This is a genomic window from Kribbella sp. NPDC059898 (genome assembly GCF_042730855.1).
GTDB lineage: Bacteria > Actinomycetota > Actinomycetes > Propionibacteriales > Kribbellaceae > Kribbella.
On record NZ_JBHWKR010000017.1, the window covers coordinates 25678 to 45458 of the forward strand.

Sequence of the window (19781 nt, forward strand, 5' to 3'; positions counted from 1 at the left end):
GGATCCGTCGCTCCCTGAGCCTGAGAGCGACGGACCTGCTGCTCGGTCACCGTCATTACGTGTTCTTCGCCAGGATCTTGTTGGCCTTGGATTCGGCGTCTGCGAGGAGCTTGTTGATGTCGGCGTCCTTGCGGGTCAGCACCGCGGACATCGCCACGTCGAGGACGGCGTACAGCTCCTGCGCCTTCGGGGGCTCGAGTTTGTTGGTGATCTTCCCCTGCGTCTCGACGTACGGCGTGAAGTTGTCGACCGGCACCGTCGCGTACTGCTTCCGCAGCGCGTTGATCTGTTGCCCGGGCGCACTGTCGCCGTACAGATCCGGAATCGGCAGCCCCACCGGACGCCCCTGCTCCTTGGCACGCGCGTAGTTGAACTGCCCCTGCCCCGGCGTCAGCTCATGGAACTCGAGCCACAGCAGCCCCGCCTTGATCTTCTCCGGCGACGCCTTCGGGTTGAACATGTACCCGTCGCCACCGCTCAGCGACGACTGCCCGGACGACTCCGGTACGGCGGTCACCCCGTAGTCCTCGAACTTGCCCTTGAAGTCGTTGTTCACCGACTGCACGACGTCCGGCGCCCCGATCATCATGCCGAGCTTGCCGCCGCCCATCATGCGCATCAGGTCCGCCCACTGCAGCAGCTGCTTGCTGCCCATCGAGTTGTCGTCCCAGCGCATCTGCTTGAGGTTCTCCAGCACCGCCTTGCCCTGGTCACTGTTGAACGCCGCGGTCTTCCCGTCGTCGCTCACCATCGACCCGCCGCGTGCATACAGCTCCGCAGCGAAGTGCCAACCGCCCGTGTTCCCGGCCGAGTACTCGCCGTACCCGACGTACCCCGGCCCGAGCGCCGCGATCTTCTTGGCGGCCGCCCGTACGTCGTCCCACGTCTTCGGCGGGTTCGCCGGGTCGAGTCCTGCCTGGGTGAAGAGCTTCCGGTTGTAGACCAGGCCCATGTTGTAGTTGTTCCGCGGCAGCCCGTACGTCTTATCCGTTTTGTCATGGGCCTTGAACACGCCCATCACGTCCGGCCGCAGGTCCTTCACCGCACCCACGCTGCCGACGTACTGGCTGATGTCCGCGGCCTGCTTCTTCTCGATGATCTTCTGTACGTCGGTGTAGTAGACGTAGAACACGTCCTCCTGCGTCCCGCCGGCCAGCTTGGCCTGGAACGTGTCGGGGTTGATGCAGGGGAACGCGTCCTTGCCCTGCACCGTGATGTTCGGGTGCGCCTTCTGGAACGTGGCGACGTCGGCCTCCCAGGCCTCGCGCTCCTTCGGGTTGCTCTTCGGCGGCTCGCAGCCAACCGTGATCGTCACCTGACCGCCGGCCGTGTCCCCCGCCGGCTTCTTGTCCGTTCCGCAGGACGCGGCCACCAGCCCGAGTCCCATCACCAGCAGCAGGCTGAGCCCGCGACGCGTTGTGGTCATGTCCACCCTCTCCCTTTCCGGTGTCGTCACCGTAGGGAACTGGATGCATGAGCGCAATACTTCGATTTGAAGTTGCAAAAAATTGACTGCTGAACGCCGCCTTACGTCCGGGCGCGCGCGGTGGAGGCACGGACGACGAGCTCGGGCTCGAAGAGCAGCTCGTCGGCCGGTACGGTGGCGCGCTCGATCAGCGCGACCAGCATGTCCACGGCGGCCCGGCCCATCGCGTCGATCGGCTGCCGGACGGTGGTCAGCGGCGGGTCGGTGCAGTTCATCATCGCGGAGTCGTCGTACCCGATCACCGAGACCTCGTCCGGGACGGACAGCCCGGCCCGGCGGACCGCGCGGATCGCGCCGAGCGCGAGGATGTCGCTGGCGCAGACAATGCCGGTGACGCCCGCGTTGACCAGCTTGGTGGCCGCCGCGTGCCCACCCTCGAGCGAGAACATGCTGTGCTCGACGAGCGCCGGATCGGCCTCGTCGGCGGCCAGGAAAGCGTCCAGTTTCCGCCGCGACGGGATGTGGTCGCGCGGCCCGAGGACCATGCCGATCCGCCGGTGCCCGAGCGCGCGCAGGTGGCCGATCGCCATCTCCGCCGCGACATGGTCGTCGGACGAGACCTGCGGGAAGCCGAGGTGGTCGACCGCCGCGTTCACCAGTACGGCGGGCAGCTTCCGCTCCTGGATCAGCTCGTAGTGCTGGTGCGGCGCGTCGGCCTGCGCGTAGAACCCGCCGGCGAACACCACGCCGGACACCTGCTGCTGGAGGAGCAGGTCCACGTAGTCCGCCTCGGACACGCCGCCGAGCGTCCGGGTACAGAGCAAGGACGTGAAACCTTGCTGCGCGAGCGCCCCGCCGACGACCTCGGCGAACGCCGGGAAGATCGGGTTCTGCAACTCCGGCAGCACCAGGCCGACCAGCCGGGCCCGGTCCCCGCGGAGCTGGGTGGGACGCTCGTACCCGAGCACGTCCAGCGCGGTGAGGACCGCTTCCCGGGTGGCATCGGAGACGCCGGGCTTCCCGTTCAGCACCCGGCTGACGGTCGCCTCACTGACGCCGACCTTCTTGGCCACCTCTGCAAGTCGTCGTGTCATGGCGCAAACTCTACGCCAGATCACGCAAGTTCTTGCAAGAGCTTGCGCGCCCTCCCTGAACCCTCAAGATTCCTGACAGACTGGTGGTCGTGCCTCGATTCGTCGCCACCCGCCCGGACACCGGTCTGCTGTCGCTCCCGTGGGACATCCCGCTGGAGGACTGGCCCGAGGACCAACTGGTCGCGCTGCCGCGCGGTATCTCGCGGCACGTGGTCCGGTTCGTCCGCGTCAACGGCAGCGTGTACGCGATCAAGGAGGTCCTCGAGCACCTGGCGATGCACGAGTACCGGCTGCTCCGCGACCTCGAACGGCTGGAGGCGCCGTCGGTCGAACCTGTCGGCGTGATCACCGACCGGGTGGACCGCGACGGCGAGCCGATCGACTCGATCCTGATCACCCGGCACCTGCAGTTCTCGCTGCCGTACCGCGCGCTGTTCTCCAGCACGCTGCGCCCGGACACCGTCAACCGGCTGATCGACGCGCTGGTCGCGCTGATCGTACGGCTGCACCTGCTCGGGTTCTTCTGGGGCGACTGCTCGCTGTCCAACACGCTGTTCCGGCGCGACGCCGGCGCGTTCGCGGCGTACCTCGTGGACGCCGAGACCGGTGAGCTGCACCAGGACATCTCCGACGGGCAGCGCGCGCACGACCTCTACACCGCGGAGATCAATCTCTTCGGCGAACTCCTCGACCTGCAGGAGGGCGGGCTGCTCGACGAGTCGATCGACCCGCAGGAGACGGTCGAGTCGATCCAGAAGCGGTACGAGGCGCTGTGGGCGGAGCTGACCGCGCCGGAAGAATTCGCGAACGACGAAATGCACCGGCTGGACTCGCGGATCCGGCGGCTGAACGAGCTCGGGTTCGACGTCGCCGAGATCGACATCATCACCGACTGGGACGGCAGCCAGGTCCGGATCCAGCCGAAGGTCGTGGACGCCGGGCACCACTCGCGCCGGCTGCTGCGGCTGACCGGGCTGGACGTCGAGGAGAACCAGGCCCGGCGGCTGCTCAACGACCTGGACTCGTTCGCCGCCGCGACCGACCAGCAGAACGAGGACGAGGAGATCGTCGCGCACCAGTGGCTGACCAAGATCTTCGAGCCGGTCGTCCGGTCGGTGCCGCGGAACCTCAGCCGCAAGCTCGAGCCCGCGGAGATCTTCCACGAGGTGCTCGAACACCGCTGGTTCCTGTCCGAGCAGGCGGGGCACGAGGTCGACACGATGGAGGCGGCCCGCTCGTACGTGAACGACGTACTCGCGGCGAAGCCCGACGAGAAGTTGTCGCTGCCGACGCCGACGTTGCCGGAACCCGACTGACGCGTGCAACGTTCGGGTCCTCGCCGGCGTGATGTGGGTGTGGAGATCCCCGACTTCGACGAGTGGGTCGCTGTTCGCGGCGCGGCGTTGCTGCGGTTCGCGTACCTCGTCACGCGCGACCACAGCCGCGCGGAGGAGGCGGTGCAGGACGCGTTGATCGCGGCGTACTCCCGGTGGTCGCGGATCTGCCGCGCGCAGGACCCGGAGGCCTACGTACGCCGGTCGATCGTCAACGCGGACATCTCCCGCTGGCGGCGCTTCTTCCGCCGCGAGACCCCGACCTCGGACACCGGCAGCGCCGACGCGGCACCGGATCCCGCCGACGCCCAGGCGGACCACGACGCCGTGTGGGCGCTCTGCGCGACCTTGCCCCCGAAACAACGGGCAGCCGTCGTCCTGCGGTACTACGAGGATCTCCCGGATGCGGAGATCGCCCTGATCCTGGACTGCTCGCCCGCCACGGTCCGCTCGCAGATCCACCGTGCGCTGGCCTCCCTGCGCACCGCCATCGGGACCGAGGAGGTCACGAGCTGATGGAACGACTCATCGCCGACAGCCTGACGAAACACGCCGCCGATGCCCCGACCGACGACCACCTCCTGGCCGGCATCCACGCCCGCCTGCACCGCCGCCGTACCCACCGCGCCCTCGGCGCAGTCGTCATCGCGGCCGCGGCCGTCGCCACGGCGATCACCGCATCTCAAGGCACCACGCACCCCCAACCCGCGCAGCAGACTCCCTCGTGGCGCTGGGAGTCCTTCAAACGGGTCGAAGTACAGGTCCCGGCCACGTGGACGCAGTACATCTCCGGCCCGGCACCCTGTACGTTCATGGCCAACTCGGCGGTTCCTTCCATCGGGCGGGTCAACGGCTGGTCGGCGAGCCGCGAGTACACCTGCCGTACCCCCGTCATCCCGCTGGCCCAACGGCAGCCGTACCTCTGGTTCGACGATGTCCAGAAGCCGGGGATCAAGCGGTACGACGGCGGCTGGACCGAGGAGACCCGCGCGGTCGGTGGCGTGAAGGTGAGCGTCCTCACCAAGGACGACGCACTGCGCCGGAAGATCCTCGACTCGGCACGACCGATCTCCGGTACCGACTCCTACGGCTGCTCGCCCGAGCAACCCGCGGACGAACCGTTCACCAAGCCGCCCGCTCAGTTCACCTCCGCCTCGCTGTGCGAGTACTGGCAAGGTTCGCTCATCGCCGGCTCGGCGGTCTCGGCCGGCAGCGCTCGCGAGCTGGCCGACCGGATCCCCGACCCGAACGAGCCTGTGAGGCCGGCTCCCGTTCCCTACGGTTGCCAAGACCCCGCCCCACGGGTGTACATCCTCCACCTCCGCGCCGAGGGCCAAACCTGGTCGGTCCGCTACAGCTACAACTCGTGCGTCAACCTCGTCCCGAGGATCATCGACTTCCTCCCGCTCGGTCCGCACAAGCAGCTCGAGCCCGCTGACACGTTCGACCCTGCCACGCCCATCGTCTCGCTTCCGCGCTGAGCACAGGCACGCGCAGTCGATCTCCGAGCTCAGGACACTCCCGGGCTGACAACAGGCAGGCCGATCGCCTTGGCAGTGGCCAGGAGCCGACGGTCGTACGTGACGAATGCGGTCAGGTTGTCGCCGAGAACGGCATCCGCCGTCGCGAGGTGGATGGCGTCGAGCGACCGTATCCACGGATCCTGGTAGGACGCCGCCGTGGTTCGGACCTCTCGTTGCCGGTCGCCAGAGAAGGTACGGGCGTTTCTCCCGAGATCAGCCGTTGTCCACAGGGCTGTTCGTCGACACCGTCATTTGATTCCTGAGGTGGAGAAGCCGCTGACGAAGCGGCGTTGCATGAAGAGGAACAGGACCAGGACGGGGAGCACGTACATGACGGCGCCGGCGGCGACCAGGTTGTTCATCGGGAGGCCCTTGTCGTTCACGTAGCCGGTGGCCATCGCGACGGCGAGCGTCGTACTGTCCTGGCTCAGGAACATCGCCGGGCCGACGAAGTCACCCCAGGCGTGCGTGAACGACAGGATCACGCTGGCCGCGATCACCGGCCAGGACTGTGGGAGGAAGATCCGCCAGAAGATCCCGACGTACCCGCAGCCGTCGATGATCGCCGCCTCCTCCATCTCCCGCGGGATCCCGGCGAAGAACTGCCGGAACAGGAAGATCAGGAACGCGCTGCCGCCGAGTCCCCACGCCACCCACGGCCAGTACGTGTTGACCATGTGCAGCTTGGCGAAGATCAGGTACGTCGGGACCAGCGTCACGATCCCGGGCAGCATCATCGTGGCGAGCAGTACGACGAACAGCTGCTTCTTCCCCGGCGCCGTCAGCCGCGCGAACCCGAACCCGACCCACGCCGAGCTCAGCGTTGTCAACGTGGTGCTGATGAACGCGATGGTCAGCGAGTTCTGCGTGGCACCGACGAAGTTCACCTGACTGATCGCGTCGGTGTAGTTCGCGAACCGCGGCGTGGACGGCCACCAGCTCGGCGGGAACGACGCCATCTCGGCCGGCGACTTCAGCGAGGTCGACAGCAGCCAGAGGATCGGGCTGAGCATCACCAGGACGACGGCGAGCAGCACGATGTAGAGGGCCCAGCGGTAAGTCCGCGTCATTTCTTCCCCTCCGGCTCGACGGTGTAGAACACGGTCCGGGCGCTGACCTTGATGATCACCAGCGTCACCACCAGGATCACCGCGAACAACATCCACAACATCGCCGACGCGTACCCGAACCGGGAGGCGCTGAAGTACTGCGCGAAGACGTGGATCATGTAGAGGTAGTTGCCCTGCGGCACGGTCCCCGCCCCGCTCAACGACCCGGACGACAGCAGCAGCGGCGCGAACGACTGCAGCGACCCGATCATCCCGGTGATGACCTGGAACAAGATCACCGGCGACAGCAGCGGCACGGTGATCCGCGTGAACGACTGCCAGTACGACGCACCGTCGACCTGCGCCGCCTCCAGCAACTCCCGCGGAACGTCCTGCAGCCCGGCGAGCGAGATGATCATCGACCCGCCGCAGCCCCACAACACCAGCGCATACAGCACGTAGCGCGCGTTCGGGTCGACCAGCCAGGTGATCGGATTGGCGCCGAGCTTGTCGAGGATGCCGTTCGCGGCACCGGCATCGCGGTCGAAGATCAGCCGGAACGTCAGCGCGGCCCCGACCGGCGGCACGACCGCAGGCAGATAGATCAGCCCACGCAGCAGCCCGCGGCCCCTGATCGGTTGGTTCAGCATGACGGCCAGCAGCAGCCCGGCGAGGATCGACAACGGGACGGTGACCAGCGCGAACAGCCCGGTCTTCCCGAGCGAGCTCAAGGTCAACGGGTCCTTGAAGATCTCCAGGTAGTTGTCGAAGCCGACGAAGTGCGTCCGCGGCGACAGCCCGTCGGAGTCGGTCAGACTCAGCCAGAACGCGTACCCCAACGGGAACACCGTCAGCGCCACGAACCCGATGATCCAGGGCGCGACGAACAGGTAGAACGTGCGCGCCTTGCGGAGCTTCGGCGGCTTCCTCCGCCGGTCCGCCGCCGGCGCCGCGGGTGCGGCGCGACGGCGTACCTCGGTCAGCGCCGACGTCACCGCAACCGCTTCTTTCCGTCCGCGAGCTGCGCGTTGATCTCCGAGTTCAGCGTGTCCGCGAACTGTCCGATGCTCGTCGTCCCTTTGATTGCCTTCGGCAACTCGCGGGTGATGATCGCGTTGATCGCGTCCTGCCGCACGTACGGCGTGTACGAGGTGACCGAGAAGTGCTCCTTCTCGGCCATCTGGGTGTCGTACGCCTGCTTCTGGTACGGCAGCTTCTGCGGCATCAGCTTCTGCAGCGACTTCAGCGGCGGGATGCCCCAGCCGCCCGAGGCCCGGGCCTTGGCCGGATCGCCGGCCAGGTACCACTCCATCACCGCCCAGGCGGCGTCCTTGTTCTTCCCCGCCTTCGGCATCCACAGGCCGGTCGCGCCGAAGCACGGGCTGACCCGCCGGCTGGTGTCGAACTGCGGCGCGGGCGCGAACCCGGCCACCTTCGCGGACTTCGGGTCACCGGCGAACAACCCGCCCAGCCAGTAGCCGCTGAGCGAGGCCGCCATCCGGCCGGCCTGGAACGTCGGGCCGTCCCAGCCGTTCGGGTCGGGGTTCAGCACGGTCGGGCCGATGCCGGCCTTCGCATAGTCGAGGTACCAGGTCAAGGCACGCTGCGCCTCGGAACTGCTGAAGTCGACGGACGCGAGATCGTCGGAGGTCAGCTTCCCGCCGGCGAGGTCGGTCAGCCAGGTGAGCTGGCCGAACAGGCCGAGCCCGTTCGGGTTCAGCCCGTAGACGCTGACCTTCGCGCCCTGACGCTTCACCAGTCGCTTGCCCTCGTCGAGCAGTTCGTCGAGGAGCAGCGGTGTCGTCGCGCTCGGCCGCGTCACCGTCGACGCGTCGAACAGCGCGCTGTTGTACCAGATCGTGCAGTCCTGCGAGTAGTCCTTCGCGAACCCGTACCGCGGGCCGCTGCCCTGCTTCAGGCCGTCGTACCGCCAGACGTCGTTGACGGGGTCGATGTCGTCGGCTTTGATCAGCGTGCTCTTTGCGAAGTACGGGTCCAGGTTCTCCGCGACCTGCCGGGCCACCAGGTACGGCGTCTCGGTCGCGCCCATGCCCCGGACCACGTCCGGCGGGTTGCCGCTGGCAAGCATCGCCGTGAGCTTGGTCAGGTCGTACTCGACGGTCTTCACCGTGAGGCCGAGCGCCTGCGATGCCGCCTTCGCCTCCTTCGGGCCGAACTCGCCCGACTGGGACATCACCGTCACCACACCCTTGGCGCCGGAACCGGTGCCGGTGGCGGCCGGCGTGTTCGTGGAGGAGGCGGGCGAGCAGCCCACCGCCAGTGCTCCGCCCGCGGCCGCGCCGCCGAGTGCCAGGAACCGGCGGCGGGACAGCCCCGGGGTCGTTGTCGTCATGGCAGAACCTTTCAATCGGAAACGTCTGGATCGAAGAGCCGGCAGACCGGGCCGGAGGAGGGACCGGCCTGGTCCGCGAGCGTCTCGCTGTCGTCTTCGGGTCGGTAGCCCAGCTCGTGCCGGGCGGAGGTGATGTCCCAGTAGTTGCGGGCGTTCGCGGACACGCCGAAGTGCACGCCGAACCGCTCGCGGGACTGGAGCGCCGCGAGCATCAGCCGCCCCGCGTCGTCGTCGGACAGCCACTGCGCGAGATAGCGGCGTTCGTCCGGTGGCCAGCCGGTCAGGCCGAGCCGCAGGCAGGTGACCGAGGCGCCGGTACGGTCCGCATGCATCCGGCCGAGCGCCTCCAGCACGACCTTGCCCAGCCCGTACGCGCAGCACGGACGCGGGTCGAGCTGTGGATCGACCGGCCGGTACTGCGGCCGGTTGTACTCCCCTGCGGCGTGCAGGGAACTCGCCAGCACGATCTTCGGTACGGCGTGCTTCTCGGCAGCCTCCAGCACGGCCTGGGTCGGCCGGACATTGGCGGCGTACACGCTGTCCCAGCTCTGAAAGGGACTGCTGTTTCCCGCGAGGTGCAGGAGAACATCCGCACCGGCCACGGCGTCGTCGGCCGACTCGGGATCGCCGATGTCGGCCTGGACCAGCTCGCCGTGCAGGCCGGCCCGCGACCGCGGGACAGCGCGGTCGACGAGCCGGACCCGGTAGTGCTTGCGCAGCCACGGCGAGACCACCGTGGCGACTCGCCCCAATCCACCCGTGACCACCACCAGCGGTGCACTGCTCGGCTCAGCGTCCATGTCGTTCGTCCGGTCGCCAGGTCCCGGGGCGATCCCCGGGGCTGTGGCCGAAATTGTTCGAGCAGTTCCCCATCTGTGTCAATAGTGTGAACACAGAATGTCAGTTTTGTTGACTCCGTCGTGTCGTACCGCCGATACTCGACGTCGTGGCTGCGAAGGACACCGGATCTCTCCGAGCGCTACGGCGCACCAACTCCGAACGGATGCTGTCCGCACTCATGGAGCACGGCGCACTGCACCGGGCGGAGCTGGCGCGGATCTGTGGCGTGTCCCGGACGACGGTCTCGACGATCACCGCCGACCTGATCCTCGGCGGCGTGGTGATCGAGGTGAACGGCGACCAGGCCGCGCGGGCCGGGATCGACGCGTCCGAGGTCGACGGCCGGGCCCGCGGCTTCCTGCGGGCGAACCCGGCGGCCGGCGCGGCCGCCGGTCTGGACTTCACCCTCGAGCGCGTCTGGTGCCACGTCACGGATCTGTCCGGCGCGACGCTCGCCAGCGACGGTGTCCGGGCGGCTTCGGACACTCCCTGGCAGGAGCGGCTGACCGCCGGCCTGACGCTGCTCGACGAGCTGCTCACCCAGGCAGGTCTGCAGCAGGACAGCCTGGTCGGCGTCGCGATCGGTGTCCCCGGTCCGCTCGACCTGCAGACCGGCGTGGTCGGTCCGTCGTTACCGGGGCAGGCCTGGGCCGGGGTGAACGTCGCGGCGGAGTTCGGCCGCCATCTCACCGTGCCGGTGCTGGTGGAGAACAACACCCGCCTGGAAGCCGTCGCGGAGTTCACCTGGGGTGCCGGCCGGGATCTCGCCGACGTGCTGTACGTCGGGCTCTCGACCGGGATCGGTTCCGGGATGCTTGTCGACGGCAACCTGCACCACGGGGGCGCGCGCGGTGGCGGCGGCGAGATCGGCCACCTGTCCGCGGACACCTCCGGCCCACCGTGCCCCTGCGGGAACCGGGGCTGCCTGGTGCACTACGCGTCGCTGCCCGCCGTGCTGGCGAAGCTCGAGCCGGTGCTCGGCGCGGACGCCGGCCTCGACGAGCTGCTCGCCGCCGCGGCGGACGAACAGCCGGAAACCTTACAAGCGCTCCGTGAAGCCGGTGAGCTGACCGGCCGGGTGCTCGCGAACATCTGCAACCTGCTGAATCCGGCCCGGATCATCGTCGGCGGCGAGCTCGCCCGGGCCGGCGACCTGATCCTGGAGCCGATCCGCGGCACCCTCCGGCGGACCGCGATGTCACTGACCCGGGACGCCGACGTGGTCGCCGCCGAGCTCGACCTCGGCGCCCGGGCCGGCGCCTCCGGGGCGGCCGCGCTGGTGCTCCGGCAGACCGACCAGCTCGTCGCGGCCCTGCTCGCCGCGCCCGCCCACCAACCGAATGAGGCAGTGTGAAGATCGTCGGCTACGAAACGTTCCTGGTGGCGCCGCGCTGGCAGTTCCTGCGCATCGACACCGACGAGGGCATCAGCGGGTGGGGTGAGCCGATCGTCGAGGGCCGCGCCGAGGCCGTGCAGGGCGCGGTCGCGGCCCTGATGGAGTACCTGGTCGGTGCCGATCCGCTGCGGATCGAGGAGCACTGGCAGGTGATGGCCAAGGGCGGCTTCTACCGCGGCGGCGCGGTGCTGTCGAGCGCGCTGGCCGGGATCGACCAGGCGCTCTGGGACATCAAGGGCCGGTTCCACGAGGTCCCGGTGCACGAGCTGCTCGGTGGGCCGGTCCGCGAGCGGGCGCGGGTCTACACCTGGGTCCACGGCCGTGACAACGCCCAGCTGGTCGACGAGGCACAGGCCAAGGTGGCGAAGGGCTTCACCGCCCTCAAGCTCAACCTCTCCGAGGCGCTGCCGCCGATCCCGTCGGCCGCGCAGCTGCGGGCTTCGGTGAGCCGGGTCGAGGCGCTCCGTGACGCGCTCGGCGACGGGATCGACATCGCGCTGGACTTCCACGGCCGGTTCAGTACGGCGGCCACCCGGCAGATCCTGCCGCTGCTCGAGCCGCTGCTGCCGATGTTCGTCGAGGAGCCGGTCACGCCGGAGTTCTCCCGCGACCTGCGCCGGATCACCGAGTCCACCAGCATCCCGATCGCGATCGGCGAGCGGCTGTTCTCCCGCTGGGACTTCCGGGACGTGCTGCCCACCGGCATCGCGGTCGCGCAGCCGGACATCTCGCACGCCGGCGGCGTCTCCGAGGTCCGCCGGATCGCCGCGCTCGCCGAGACGTACGACGTGAGCGTCGCGCCGCACTGCCCGCTCGGGCCGATCACCCTGGCCGCCAGCCTGCAGATCGACTTCGCGATCCCGAACTTCCTGATCCAGGAGCAGAGCCTCGGCATCGAGTACGGCGGCGGCAACGCGCTGCTCGACTACCTGGTCGACCCGGAGGTGTTCGCGTTCACCGACGGGCACGTGCAACGCCCGACCGGTCCCGGGCTGGGCATCGAGGTCAACGAGGACGTCGTCCGGGCGGCGGCCGCCGAGCCGCACCGCTGGCGATCCCCCGTGCTGCGGCACGACGACGGATCCTTCGCCGAATGGTGAGCCCGCCGATGGGCTGGAACAGCTGGGACTGCTTCGGCACCACCGTGACCGAGGACGAGGTGCTGGCCAACGCGCAGGTGATGCACGACCAGCTGCTGGCGTTCGGCTGGGACACGATCGTCGTGGACATCGCCTGGTACGACCCGACCGCGAGGTCGCACGGCTACAACGAGAACGCGCCGGTCGTCCTGGACGGCTACGGCCGCCAGTTGCCGGCGCCGTCGCGGTTCCCCTCGGCCGTGGACGGCGCCGGCTTCGGGCCGCTGGCGGCGAAGGTGCACGCGCTCGGGCTGAAGTTCGGGCTGCACATCATGCGCGGGATCCCGCGCCGGGCGGTCGAGCTGGACCTGCCGATCTACGGGACCGAGTGGACGGCGCGCGACGTGGCGGACCACGACCACGTCTGTCCGTGGAACCCGGACAACCTCGGACTCGACCACGACCACCCCGGCGCCCAGGCGTACTACGACGCCCAGGTCGCGCAGTTCGCCGAGTGGGGTGTGGATTTCGTCAAGGCCGACGACATGCTGGCGCCGTACCACGACCGCGAGATCACCGCGTACGCACGCGCGATCGAACGAACCAGGCCGAACGGCCCGACCGGACGGAACGAGCCAAGCGGCCCGAGCGGACGGAAGGAGCCGGGCGGACCGAGCGAGCGGGGCGGGGTGGGGCGGAGCGAGCCGGGCGGACCGAGCGCGGTGAGTGGGCCGGGCCGGACGAGCGCCGCGAGCGATCCGAGCGGGACGAGCGCCGCGAGCGATCCGGGCAGGGCGGGCGGGGTGAGCGGGCGGGGGATTGTGTTGTCGCTGTCGCCGGGGACGCGGTTGTCTACGCATCATCTGGAGCATCTGCGGGCGAATGCGGAGATGTGGCGGATCTCGGACGATCTGTGGGATCGGTGGGAGGACGTGCACGCGCAGTTCGCCCGGCTGGCGCGCTGGGCACCGTTCCAGCGGGACGGCGGATGGGCGGACGCGGACATGCTCCCGCTCGGCCACATCGGCATCCGCGCCGAGCGCGGCGACGACCGGATGAGCCGGCTCACCGTCGACGAGCAGAAGACGCTGCTGACGCTGTGGGTGATGGGCCGCTCGCCGCTGATGATGGGTGGTCACCTGCCCACGACCCCGCCGGAAACCCTTGCACTGTTGGCGAATCCGGCGCTCGCCGAGCTGCTCCGGTCGTCGTCCGACGGCCGGGAGATCATCCGCGAGCCGCTGGACGACGGCGAGCTGATCGTCTGGACCGCCCAGGGCAACGGCTGCTCGTACGCCGCGTTGTTCTGGACCGGCGCCAGGCCTCGAGAGGTGACGCTGCCCGCCGAGCTGCCCGCTCCCGCCCGCGATCTGTGGACCGGCACGCCCACCACTGAGCGCGCGGACACCGTGCCTGCGCACGGCGTCCGCTGGCTCGAGCTCAGCACACCGATCTGAGCGAGGAGCTACTTGTAGACGACCCACAGCTCGTAGTCGTGGCCCGAGATCGCCGAGCCCGTTGATGCACTTGTACTTCGCCCACTTGGTGCCGGCGGCACCGGCGGTGTGGCAGTCGGGCTGCCAGAAGCAGTCACCGACGCACTCCAAGTTGCCGGAGGCAACGACCGTCGAGGTGGCCGGGCTGACCAGGGTGGCCGGGTGGCCAGGGTGGCCGGGGTGGCCAGGGTGGCCGGGGTGGCCAGGGTGGCCGGGGTGGCCGGGGTGGCCGGGGTGGCCGGGGTGGCCGGGGTGGCCGGGGTGGCCGGGGTGGCCGGGTGGCCAGGGTGGCCGGGGCCGGGTGGCCAGGGTGGCTGGTGCCTCTGCCGCTCGCACCTGCTTTCGGGCGACCCCGAAAGGCGCTAGGGCTATTCGATGAGGGCTGAGAGCAACCATCTTGACAGCGGCGCGTCGCCCAGTTCCTGAAGGTCTTTCAGCCAACGGGCCTCGGCGATCTCCGCGGACAGGATGGTGGACTCCGAGGGCGCGAACGCAGTCAGAATCGTGAGAGTGTCGTGTTTTCCTTCGAGGGTGGTGACGGTGCTGCTCAGGATCGTGAAGTCGGTCGGACGGATCCTGAGGCCGAGTTCTTCGTGGACCTCGCGGGCGGCTGCTTCGGAAGGAGTTTCACGGGCGGGTTGGTAGCCGCCGCCCGGGAGGCCCCAGCGGTGGACGTCGGCGTACGAGTGCCGGACGACCAGGAAACGGCCGTCCGGTAGGCGCAGCAGAGCTTTCACGCCGAAGGTGGTGGGCCTGCGGATTCGCCACCACAGCTGGAGGAACGGCGACCCCGCGCGGAGCAGGATCGCGGGGACGCGCATCAGCGCGGGGGCATGCGGAGGGCGCCGTCGAGGCGGATGACCTCGCCGTTCAGGAGCTGGTTGTCGAGGATGTGCCGGACGAGCGCAGCGTACTCCGACGGCTTGCCGAGCCGGGACGGGTGCGGGACCTGCTGCTCGAGGACCGCCCGGGTCTCCTCCGGCAGGCCGGCGAGCATCGGGGTCTCCATGGTGCCGGGGGCGATCGTCAGCACCCGGATGCCCTTGTCGGCGAGGTCGCGCGCGGCGGTCAGCGTCAGCGCGACGATGCCGCCCTTGCTGGACGCGTACGCCGCCTGCCCGATCTGGCCGTCGTACGCCGCGATCGACGCCGTCATCACGATGACGCCGCGGTCGCCGTCCTCGGACGGCTCGGAGGCGATCATCCGCTCGGCCGCGAGCCGGAGGACGTTGAAGGTGCCGATCAGGTTGATCTCGATCACCTGCCGGAAGGTTGCCAGCGGCAACGGGCCCTTCCGCCCGACGACCCGGCCGGGCGTCGCGACACCGGCGCAGTTCACCACGACCCGCAACGTCCCGAGCTCCGCGGCCGCATCCAGGGCAGCTGTCACGGCGACCTCGTCGGTGACGTCCGTCGGCGCGAACACCACCCGGTCGCCGAGCTCCTCCGCGATCGCCTTGCCCGCGGACGACGGCAGGTCGACGATCACCACGCCGAGCCCGTCCGCGGCCAACCGCCGTACGGTCGCCTCCCCGAGCCCCGAACCACCACCGGTGACGAGGGCGACATCGGACGGGCTGAACTCCATCACACGCTCCTGAGCAAATCGCGGCTGATCACGAGCCGCTGGATCTGGTTCGTACCTTCGAAGATCTGGGTCACCTTGGCCTCGCGCATGTACCGCTCGGCCGGGAACTCCCGGGTGTAACCGTACCCACCGAGCACCTGGACCGCGTCGGTGGTGACCTTCATCGCCGCGTCCGTGCAGACCAGCTTCGCGATCGCCGCCTCCCGGGTGAACGCCCGGCCCAGGTCGCGCCGACGCGCGGCGTGCAGGTACGTCGCCCGCCCGGACTCGACCGCCGCCGCCATGTCCGCGAGCAGGAACTGGATCCCCTGGAAGTCCGCGATGGACTGCCCGAACTGCTGCCGCTCCCGCGAGTACGACGTGGCGAGGTCGAGCGCCGCCTGCCCCAGGCCGACCGCGCACGCGGCGATCCCGAGCCGGCCGGAATCGAGCGCGGACAGCGCGATCCGCATCCCGTCGCCCTCCGCGCCGATCAGGTTCGCCGCCGGGACCCGGACGTCGTCGTAGTTCACGAGCGTCGTCGTCGACCCGGTCAGGCCCATCTTCCGCTCGGGCGCCCCGAAGCTCAGCCCGTCGACGCCCGCCGGGACGTGGAACGCGGAGATCCCGTGCTTCCGGTCGTCCGACGTCCGCGCGAACGTGGTGAAGAAGTCGGCGTACGGACCGTGGCTGATCCACGCCTTCGTACCGTTCAGCACGTACGAGTCACCGTCGCGGACGGCGCGGGTGGTCATCGAGCTGATGTCGGACCCGGCCTGCGGCTCGGACAGCGCGTACGCCCCGAGCAGCTCGCCGCCGACCATGTCGGGCAGCAGCCGCGCCTTCTGCTCGTCGCTGCCGAACGTGGCCAGTCCGTACGACGTCATCGTGTGCACCGAGACGCCGACGCCGACCGACATCCACGCGGACGCGATCTCCTCGAGCATCTGCAGGTACACCTCGTACGGCTGCTCGGCGCCGCCGTACTGCTCCGGGTAGGGCAGGCCGAGCAGGCCGGCCTTGCCGAGCGTCCGGAACGCGTCCCGCGGGAACACCTCGGTCTCCTCGGCGTGCGCGGCGTACGGCGCCAGTTCGTGTTCGCACAGGTCCCGGACCAGGGCGAGCAGGTCAACGGATTCGTCAGTGGGCAGGAGCCGGTCGACAGCCATCAGGAACCCCTCTCAACAGCTGACGAAATGATACTCCAAACGATACTGACGCATCTAATTCAGTATCGTTCTATGCTGTCTCGATATGACAACAGTCGTTCCGGGCCGACGTACCCGCCGGCAGTCCGAGCTGCTGGACCGACTCCTGTCCCTGTTCCTCGAGCAGGGGTTCAGCCGGTTCACCCTGGACGACCTGGCCGCCGAGCTGCGCTGCAGCAAGACGACCCTCTACGCGTTGGCGCCGAGCAAGGAACAGCTCGCCGTCGAGGTGGTCAAGCACTACTTCAAGAACGCCACCGCGCAGGTGGAGTCCGCGGTGGTCCGGCAGACCCGGCACGACCGGCGGATCGCGGCGTACCTCGGCGCGGTCGCGGACGCGCTCCGGCCGGCCAGCCGGACCTTCCTCGACGACGTGGCGACGTTCGCGCCGGCCCGGTCGGTGTACGAGCGGAACACCCGGATCGCGGCCGAGCGGGTCCGGCAGCTGATCGAGGACGGCATCAACCACAACACGTTCCGGCAGGTCGACATCGCGTTCGCGGCCGAGATGATCGCGCACACCATGCAGGCGATCCAGCGCGGCGACATCGCCCGCCGTACCGGCCTGAACGACGCCGAGGCCTACCGCGAACTCGCCTCGTTCGTCCTGCACTCCCTGCGGCTCGACTGAACCAGTGGTCCCCTTAGGGTGGGAAGTCGTCCTCTTGCTGCCATTTCGTGCATCGGAGCCGTACGCCCCGGAAGGCTGATCACCATGAAATCTCTCCGACGAACCGCGGCCGTGGTGGCGGCCGCCGCTCTCGCCCTCACCGCCGCCGCGCCGGCCGGGGCAGATCCGGTGAAGCCGCCCCGCCTGTCCGCCAAGGCGATCACCGCCACTCTGAACGACCAGATCCACACCGCGGGTACGGCGTGGATGACGAAGCCGGACGGCACCGTCGTGGTGTCGTACGACTCCACCGTGACCGGCACGAAGCTGACCAAGCTGACCGGCCTGACCAAGCAGCTCGGCACCAACGTGCAGATGGAGAAGCTGCCCGGCAAGCTGCAGAAGTACATCAGCGGCGGTATGGCGACGTTCGGCGGCAACTACAAGTGCTCCGTCGGCTTCAACGTGCAGCGGCGCGGGAAGTACTACTTCCTCACTGCCGGCCACTGCGGCAAGGACGCGGCCCGCTGGTACCAGGACCAGGCGCACAAGGTCTACACGGGCGCCGTCTGGAACGCGACGTACCCGTACCACGACTACGCGCTGGTCGTGTACCGGACCGACATCAAGACGAAGCCGCCGGGCGGCAGCGTGTACCTGTACAACGGCCACTCGCAGGACATCACCAAGGCGATGAACCCGGGCCTCAACCAGCTGGTGTACCGCTCCGGCGCCACCAGCGGGCTGCACAGCGGCCGGGTGACCGGCCTGAACGCCACGGTGAACTACGGCGACGGCCGCGTGGTCGGCCTGATCCGGACGAGCGTCTGCGCCGAGCCGGGTGACTCGGGCGGCCCGCTGTTCTACCGGCAGTACGCGTTCGGGCTGACGTCGGGCGGTTCCGGTGACTGCACGCAGGGTGGCGTGACGTACTTCCAGCCGATCGTGCAGGCGCTGAACGCGTACGGGGTCTACATCTACTGAGCGCGGGTTTCCCCTACGCTCCGAGATTACCTGAATACTCAGGGAGATGGTGGGTAGGACTCGTCACGGTTGAAGTCAAGGACGCCCCGCCCCGAAGGCGTCCTCATCGTGAGGAGGCTGAAACCATGTTCCCACTCCGCCGTACCACCGCTCTCCTGGCCGCGGCCGGGCTTGCTGCCGCCGGACTTCTGGCAACGCAGGCCTCGGCCGCACCGGTCAACCCGGCCACACTGTCCGCAGCCGCGATCACGTCCACGCTGGCCGAGAACGCGACGATCCCGGGCACCGCCTGGGAGACCGACCCGAACGGCCGGATCATCGTGTCGTACGACAGCACCGTCACCGGCGCCAAGCTCGCGCAGCTGACCGGTGCGACCAAGCAGTTCGGCAGCCGGATCAAGCTCGAGAAGATGTCCGGCAAGCTGACCAAGTACATCGCCGGCGGCGACGCCATCTACGGCGGGCAGTACCGCTGCTCGCTCGGCTTCAACGTCCGCAGCGGCAGCACGTACTACTTCCTGACCGCCGGTCACTGCGGCAACATCGCCTCCAGCTGGTACTCGAACTCCAGCAAGACCACGTTGCTCGGTACGACGTACGGGTCGAGCTTCCCGGGCAACGACTACGCGATCGTCAAGTACAACACGTCGTACACGAACCACCCCGGGACCGTTGACCTGTACAACGGGTCCTCGCAGGACATCACGTCCGCCGGCAACGCGACGGTCGGCCAGTCGGTCAAGCGGAGCGGCAGCACCACCGGCGTCCACAGCGGCACCGTCACGGCGGTCAACGCGACCGTCAACTACGCCGAAGGCACCGTCACCGGCCTGATCAAGACCACCGTCTGCGCCGAAGGCGGCGACTCCGGCGGCGCCCTCTTCGCCGGCTCGGTAGCCCTCGGCCTCACCTCCGGCGGCTCCGGCAACTGCTCCTCCGGCGGCACCACCTACTTCCAGCCCGTCACCGAAGCCCTCTCCCGCTACGGCGTGAGCGTCTACTGATCCACACCTGACAGATGGGCCGGGGACTCAGTTCCCCGGCCTATCTGTCGTTCAGGGTGGCGAGGTCTCGGGTGGCGTAGTGGTGGTGTTCGAGTTCTTCGTCGAGGATTACGTGGAGGCAGGTGAGGGTGGTCAGGGGGTCTTCGGCTGCCCAGGGTGGGCCTTGGCGTTTTTCGGCGAGGAGGGCTGGGGTGGCGTCGGCGAGGAAGGTTTGTACGGCGGCGGCGCGGTCTGCGCGGAGGGCCAGGATGTCGGCGTACTGCGGGGTGGCAGTGGGGTCCAGGCCCAACGAGGTGGGGTCGGTGAAGTCGGTGAAGGCGAGGCCACTGGGGTGGTAGGTGGTCGACTGCTGGGCGGCGCCGAGCCAGGCGTCCGTGGCGAAGACCAGGTGGCGGAGGGTTTGGGCGAAGGTCCACTCCTCGTCGACCGAGATGTCGGTGGTGCCTTCGGGGAGGGTGGCCACGTGGTCGTACGTCTGTTGCCAGGTGTCCTGGATCAGCGTCCATGCTGTGCGCAGGTCGGCGAGGTCGGTCGCGTGGCGGAAGGCCCGGGCCGGTTGGCGGCGGACCAGTTCCGCCTCGACCAGCGGGGCTACCTCGACACCGTCGATGGTGAGGCCGCGCAGGTCCGCGCCGTCGATCGAGACGTCGGTCAGGCGGACCTCGCGGAGGATCGCCCCGGACAGGTCGACCAGCCGGAAACGTGCGTCGTTGAGGTACACCTGACGGAAACGTGCGTCATTGAGGCGCACCTGGCTGAAGTGCGCCCCGCTCAGGTCGGCCTGTTCGAAGTTCTCCATGAACGCGACGGTAGAGGAT

At 69.0% G+C, this 19781-nt stretch carries 19 protein-coding genes; 9 read left to right on the plus strand and 10 right to left on the minus strand.

Annotation, left to right across the window (positions count from 1 at the left end):
* Window positions 1-55: 55 nt before the first annotated feature.
* Together ACFV9C_RS37280 and ACFV9C_RS37285 are read right to left on the minus strand one after the other, a co-directional pair.
* Window positions 56-1426, minus strand: coding sequence for an ABC transporter substrate-binding protein (locus ACFV9C_RS37280; protein ID WP_380201327.1), 1371 nt, complete (start codon window positions 1424-1426; stop codon window positions 56-58).
* A 101-nt stretch (window positions 1427-1527) separates the two neighbouring features.
* Complete coding sequence (locus ACFV9C_RS37285) at window positions 1528-2520, minus strand: LacI family DNA-binding transcriptional regulator (RefSeq protein WP_380201329.1); 993 nt, start codon at window positions 2518-2520, stop codon at window positions 1528-1530.
* A 68-nt stretch (window positions 2521-2588) separates the two neighbouring features.
* Between ACFV9C_RS37285 and ACFV9C_RS37290 the strand changes: the two genes are divergently transcribed.
* Genes ACFV9C_RS37290 through ACFV9C_RS37300 form a run of 3 tightly spaced genes read left to right on the plus strand, consistent with a single transcriptional unit; the run spans window position 2589 to window position 5335 of the window.
* A complete protein-coding gene (locus ACFV9C_RS37290; protein WP_380201592.1) occupies window positions 2589-3836 on the plus strand; it encodes a DUF4032 domain-containing protein in 1248 nt (415 codons plus the stop codon).
* Between the two features lie 39 nt (window positions 3837-3875).
* On the plus strand, window positions 3876-4370 hold the full coding sequence (locus ACFV9C_RS37295; RefSeq protein ID WP_380201331.1) for a SigE family RNA polymerase sigma factor: 495 nt from the start codon (window positions 3876-3878) through the stop codon (window positions 4368-4370).
* Complete coding sequence (locus ACFV9C_RS37300; protein WP_380201333.1) at window positions 4370-5335, plus strand: hypothetical protein; 966 nt, start codon at window positions 4370-4372, stop codon at window positions 5333-5335. The genes ACFV9C_RS37295 and ACFV9C_RS37300 overlap by 1 nt, the downstream gene beginning before the upstream one ends.
* A gap of 290 nt (window positions 5336-5625) precedes the next feature.
* On the opposite strand, the gene ACFV9C_RS37305 is transcribed toward ACFV9C_RS37300, so the two are convergent.
* Genes ACFV9C_RS37305 through ACFV9C_RS37320 form a run of 4 tightly spaced genes read right to left on the minus strand, consistent with a single transcriptional unit; the run spans window position 5626 to window position 9579 of the window.
* On the minus strand, window positions 5626-6447 hold the full coding sequence (locus tag ACFV9C_RS37305) for a carbohydrate ABC transporter permease (RefSeq protein WP_380201335.1): 822 nt from the start codon (window positions 6445-6447) through the stop codon (window positions 5626-5628).
* On the minus strand, window positions 6444-7421 hold the full coding sequence (locus ACFV9C_RS37310; protein ID WP_380201337.1) for a carbohydrate ABC transporter permease: 978 nt from the start codon (window positions 7419-7421) through the stop codon (window positions 6444-6446). Before ACFV9C_RS37310 ends, ACFV9C_RS37305 begins: the two co-directional genes overlap by 4 nt.
* On the minus strand, window positions 7418-8779 hold the full coding sequence (locus tag ACFV9C_RS37315) for an extracellular solute-binding protein (RefSeq protein ID WP_380201339.1): 1362 nt from the start codon (window positions 8777-8779) through the stop codon (window positions 7418-7420). Before ACFV9C_RS37315 ends, ACFV9C_RS37310 begins: the two co-directional genes overlap by 4 nt.
* An 11-nt stretch (window positions 8780-8790) precedes the next feature.
* The gene (locus ACFV9C_RS37320) at window positions 8791-9579 is read right to left on the minus strand and encodes an NAD-dependent epimerase/dehydratase family protein (protein ID WP_380201341.1); all 789 of its coding nucleotides are present in this window, start codon (window positions 9577-9579) and stop codon (window positions 8791-8793) included.
* A gap of 146 nt (window positions 9580-9725) precedes the next feature.
* Between ACFV9C_RS37320 and ACFV9C_RS37325 the strand changes: the two genes are divergently transcribed.
* From ACFV9C_RS37325 to ACFV9C_RS37335, 3 genes are read left to right on the plus strand one after another with little or no spacing between them, the layout of a single operon-like run.
* The gene (locus tag ACFV9C_RS37325) at window positions 9726-10973 is read left to right on the plus strand and encodes an ROK family protein (RefSeq protein ID WP_380201343.1); all 1248 of its coding nucleotides are present in this window, start codon (window positions 9726-9728) and stop codon (window positions 10971-10973) included.
* The gene (gene dgoD, locus ACFV9C_RS37330) at window positions 10970-12115 is read left to right on the plus strand and encodes a galactonate dehydratase (RefSeq protein ID WP_380201344.1); all 1146 of its coding nucleotides are present in this window, start codon (window positions 10970-10972) and stop codon (window positions 12113-12115) included. The genes ACFV9C_RS37325 and dgoD overlap by 4 nt, the downstream gene beginning before the upstream one ends.
* Entirely contained in the window at window positions 12109-13551 is a 1443-nt protein-coding gene (locus tag ACFV9C_RS37335; protein WP_380201346.1) for a glycoside hydrolase family 27 protein, read from the plus strand. The genes dgoD and ACFV9C_RS37335 overlap by 7 nt, the downstream gene beginning before the upstream one ends.
* Before the next feature lie 407 nt (window positions 13552-13958).
* On the opposite strand, the gene ACFV9C_RS37340 is transcribed toward ACFV9C_RS37335, so the two are convergent.
* Genes ACFV9C_RS37340 through ACFV9C_RS37350 form a run of 3 tightly spaced genes read right to left on the minus strand, consistent with a single transcriptional unit; the run spans window position 13959 to window position 16326 of the window.
* Window positions 13959-14411: an NUDIX hydrolase gene (locus ACFV9C_RS37340; RefSeq protein WP_380201348.1), complete on the minus strand. Its 453-nt coding sequence runs from the start codon at window positions 14409-14411 to the stop codon at window positions 13959-13961.
* Window positions 14411-15178 (minus strand): SDR family NAD(P)-dependent oxidoreductase, encoded by a 768-nt coding sequence (locus tag ACFV9C_RS37345; protein WP_380201350.1) that lies wholly within the window; start codon window positions 15176-15178, stop codon window positions 14411-14413. Before ACFV9C_RS37345 ends, ACFV9C_RS37340 begins: the two co-directional genes overlap by 1 nt.
* Complete coding sequence (locus ACFV9C_RS37350; RefSeq protein WP_380201352.1) at window positions 15178-16326, minus strand: acyl-CoA dehydrogenase family protein; 1149 nt, start codon at window positions 16324-16326, stop codon at window positions 15178-15180. The genes ACFV9C_RS37345 and ACFV9C_RS37350 overlap by 1 nt, the downstream gene beginning before the upstream one ends.
* Window positions 16327-16411: 85 nt before the next feature.
* Between ACFV9C_RS37350 and ACFV9C_RS37355 the strand changes: the two genes are divergently transcribed.
* The 3 genes from ACFV9C_RS37355 to ACFV9C_RS37365 all read left to right on the plus strand — a co-directional run bounded on the left by ACFV9C_RS37355 (window position 16412) and on the right by ACFV9C_RS37365 (window position 18963).
* Window positions 16412-16996, plus strand: a complete 585-nt coding sequence (locus ACFV9C_RS37355) for a TetR/AcrR family transcriptional regulator (RefSeq protein ID WP_380201354.1) — start codon at window positions 16412-16414, stop codon at window positions 16994-16996.
* 84 nt (window positions 16997-17080) lie between these two features.
* Window positions 17081-17959 (plus strand): S1 family peptidase, encoded by an 879-nt coding sequence (locus ACFV9C_RS37360; RefSeq protein ID WP_380201356.1) that lies wholly within the window; start codon window positions 17081-17083, stop codon window positions 17957-17959.
* A gap of 125 nt (window positions 17960-18084) precedes the next feature.
* Window positions 18085-18963 carry a S1 family peptidase gene (locus ACFV9C_RS37365; RefSeq protein WP_380201358.1) on the plus strand — a complete coding sequence of 293 codons (879 nt, stop codon included), beginning with the start codon at window positions 18085-18087 and terminating at the stop codon, window positions 18961-18963.
* A 40-nt stretch (window positions 18964-19003) separates the two neighbouring features.
* Here the strand turns inward: ACFV9C_RS37365 and ACFV9C_RS37370 are convergent, their stop codons facing one another.
* Complete coding sequence (locus tag ACFV9C_RS37370) at window positions 19004-19762, minus strand: DinB family protein (RefSeq protein ID WP_380201360.1); 759 nt, start codon at window positions 19760-19762, stop codon at window positions 19004-19006.
* Window positions 19763-19781 lie beyond the last annotated feature (19 nt).

Coding starts and splice junctions, on each gene's coding strand:
- ACFV9C_RS37280 (WP_380201327.1), bottom strand. CDS start 1,426: ATGACCACAACGCGTCGCGGGCTCAGCCTGCTGCTGGTGATGGGACTC.
- ACFV9C_RS37285 (WP_380201329.1), bottom strand. CDS start 2,520: ATGACACGACGACTTGCAGAGGTGGCCAAGAAGGTCGGCGTCAGTGAG.
- ACFV9C_RS37300 (WP_380201333.1), top strand. CDS start 4,370: ATGGAACGACTCATCGCCGACAGCCTGACGAAACACGCCGCCGATGCC.
- ACFV9C_RS37305 (WP_380201335.1), bottom strand. CDS start 6,447: ATGACGCGGACTTACCGCTGGGCCCTCTACATCGTGCTGCTCGCCGTC.
- ACFV9C_RS37315 (WP_380201339.1), bottom strand. CDS start 8,779: ATGACGACAACGACCCCGGGGCTGTCCCGCCGCCGGTTCCTGGCACTC.
- ACFV9C_RS37320 (WP_380201341.1), bottom strand. CDS start 9,579: ATGGACGCTGAGCCGAGCAGTGCACCGCTGGTGGTGGTCACGGGTGGA.
- ACFV9C_RS37335 (WP_380201346.1), top strand. CDS start 12,109: ATGGTGAGCCCGCCGATGGGCTGGAACAGCTGGGACTGCTTCGGCACC.
- ACFV9C_RS37340 (WP_380201348.1), bottom strand. CDS start 14,411: ATGCGCGTCCCCGCGATCCTGCTCCGCGCGGGGTCGCCGTTCCTCCAG.
- ACFV9C_RS37345 (WP_380201350.1), bottom strand. CDS start 15,178: ATGGAGTTCAGCCCGTCCGATGTCGCCCTCGTCACCGGTGGTGGTTCG.
- ACFV9C_RS37350 (WP_380201352.1), bottom strand. CDS start 16,326: ATGGCTGTCGACCGGCTCCTGCCCACTGACGAATCCGTTGACCTGCTC.
- ACFV9C_RS37355 (WP_380201354.1), top strand. CDS start 16,412: ATGACAACAGTCGTTCCGGGCCGACGTACCCGCCGGCAGTCCGAGCTG.
- ACFV9C_RS37360 (WP_380201356.1), top strand. CDS start 17,081: ATGAAATCTCTCCGACGAACCGCGGCCGTGGTGGCGGCCGCCGCTCTC.
- ACFV9C_RS37365 (WP_380201358.1), top strand. CDS start 18,085: ATGTTCCCACTCCGCCGTACCACCGCTCTCCTGGCCGCGGCCGGGCTT.
- ACFV9C_RS37370 (WP_380201360.1), bottom strand. CDS start 19,762: ATGGAGAACTTCGAACAGGCCGACCTGAGCGGGGCGCACTTCAGCCAG.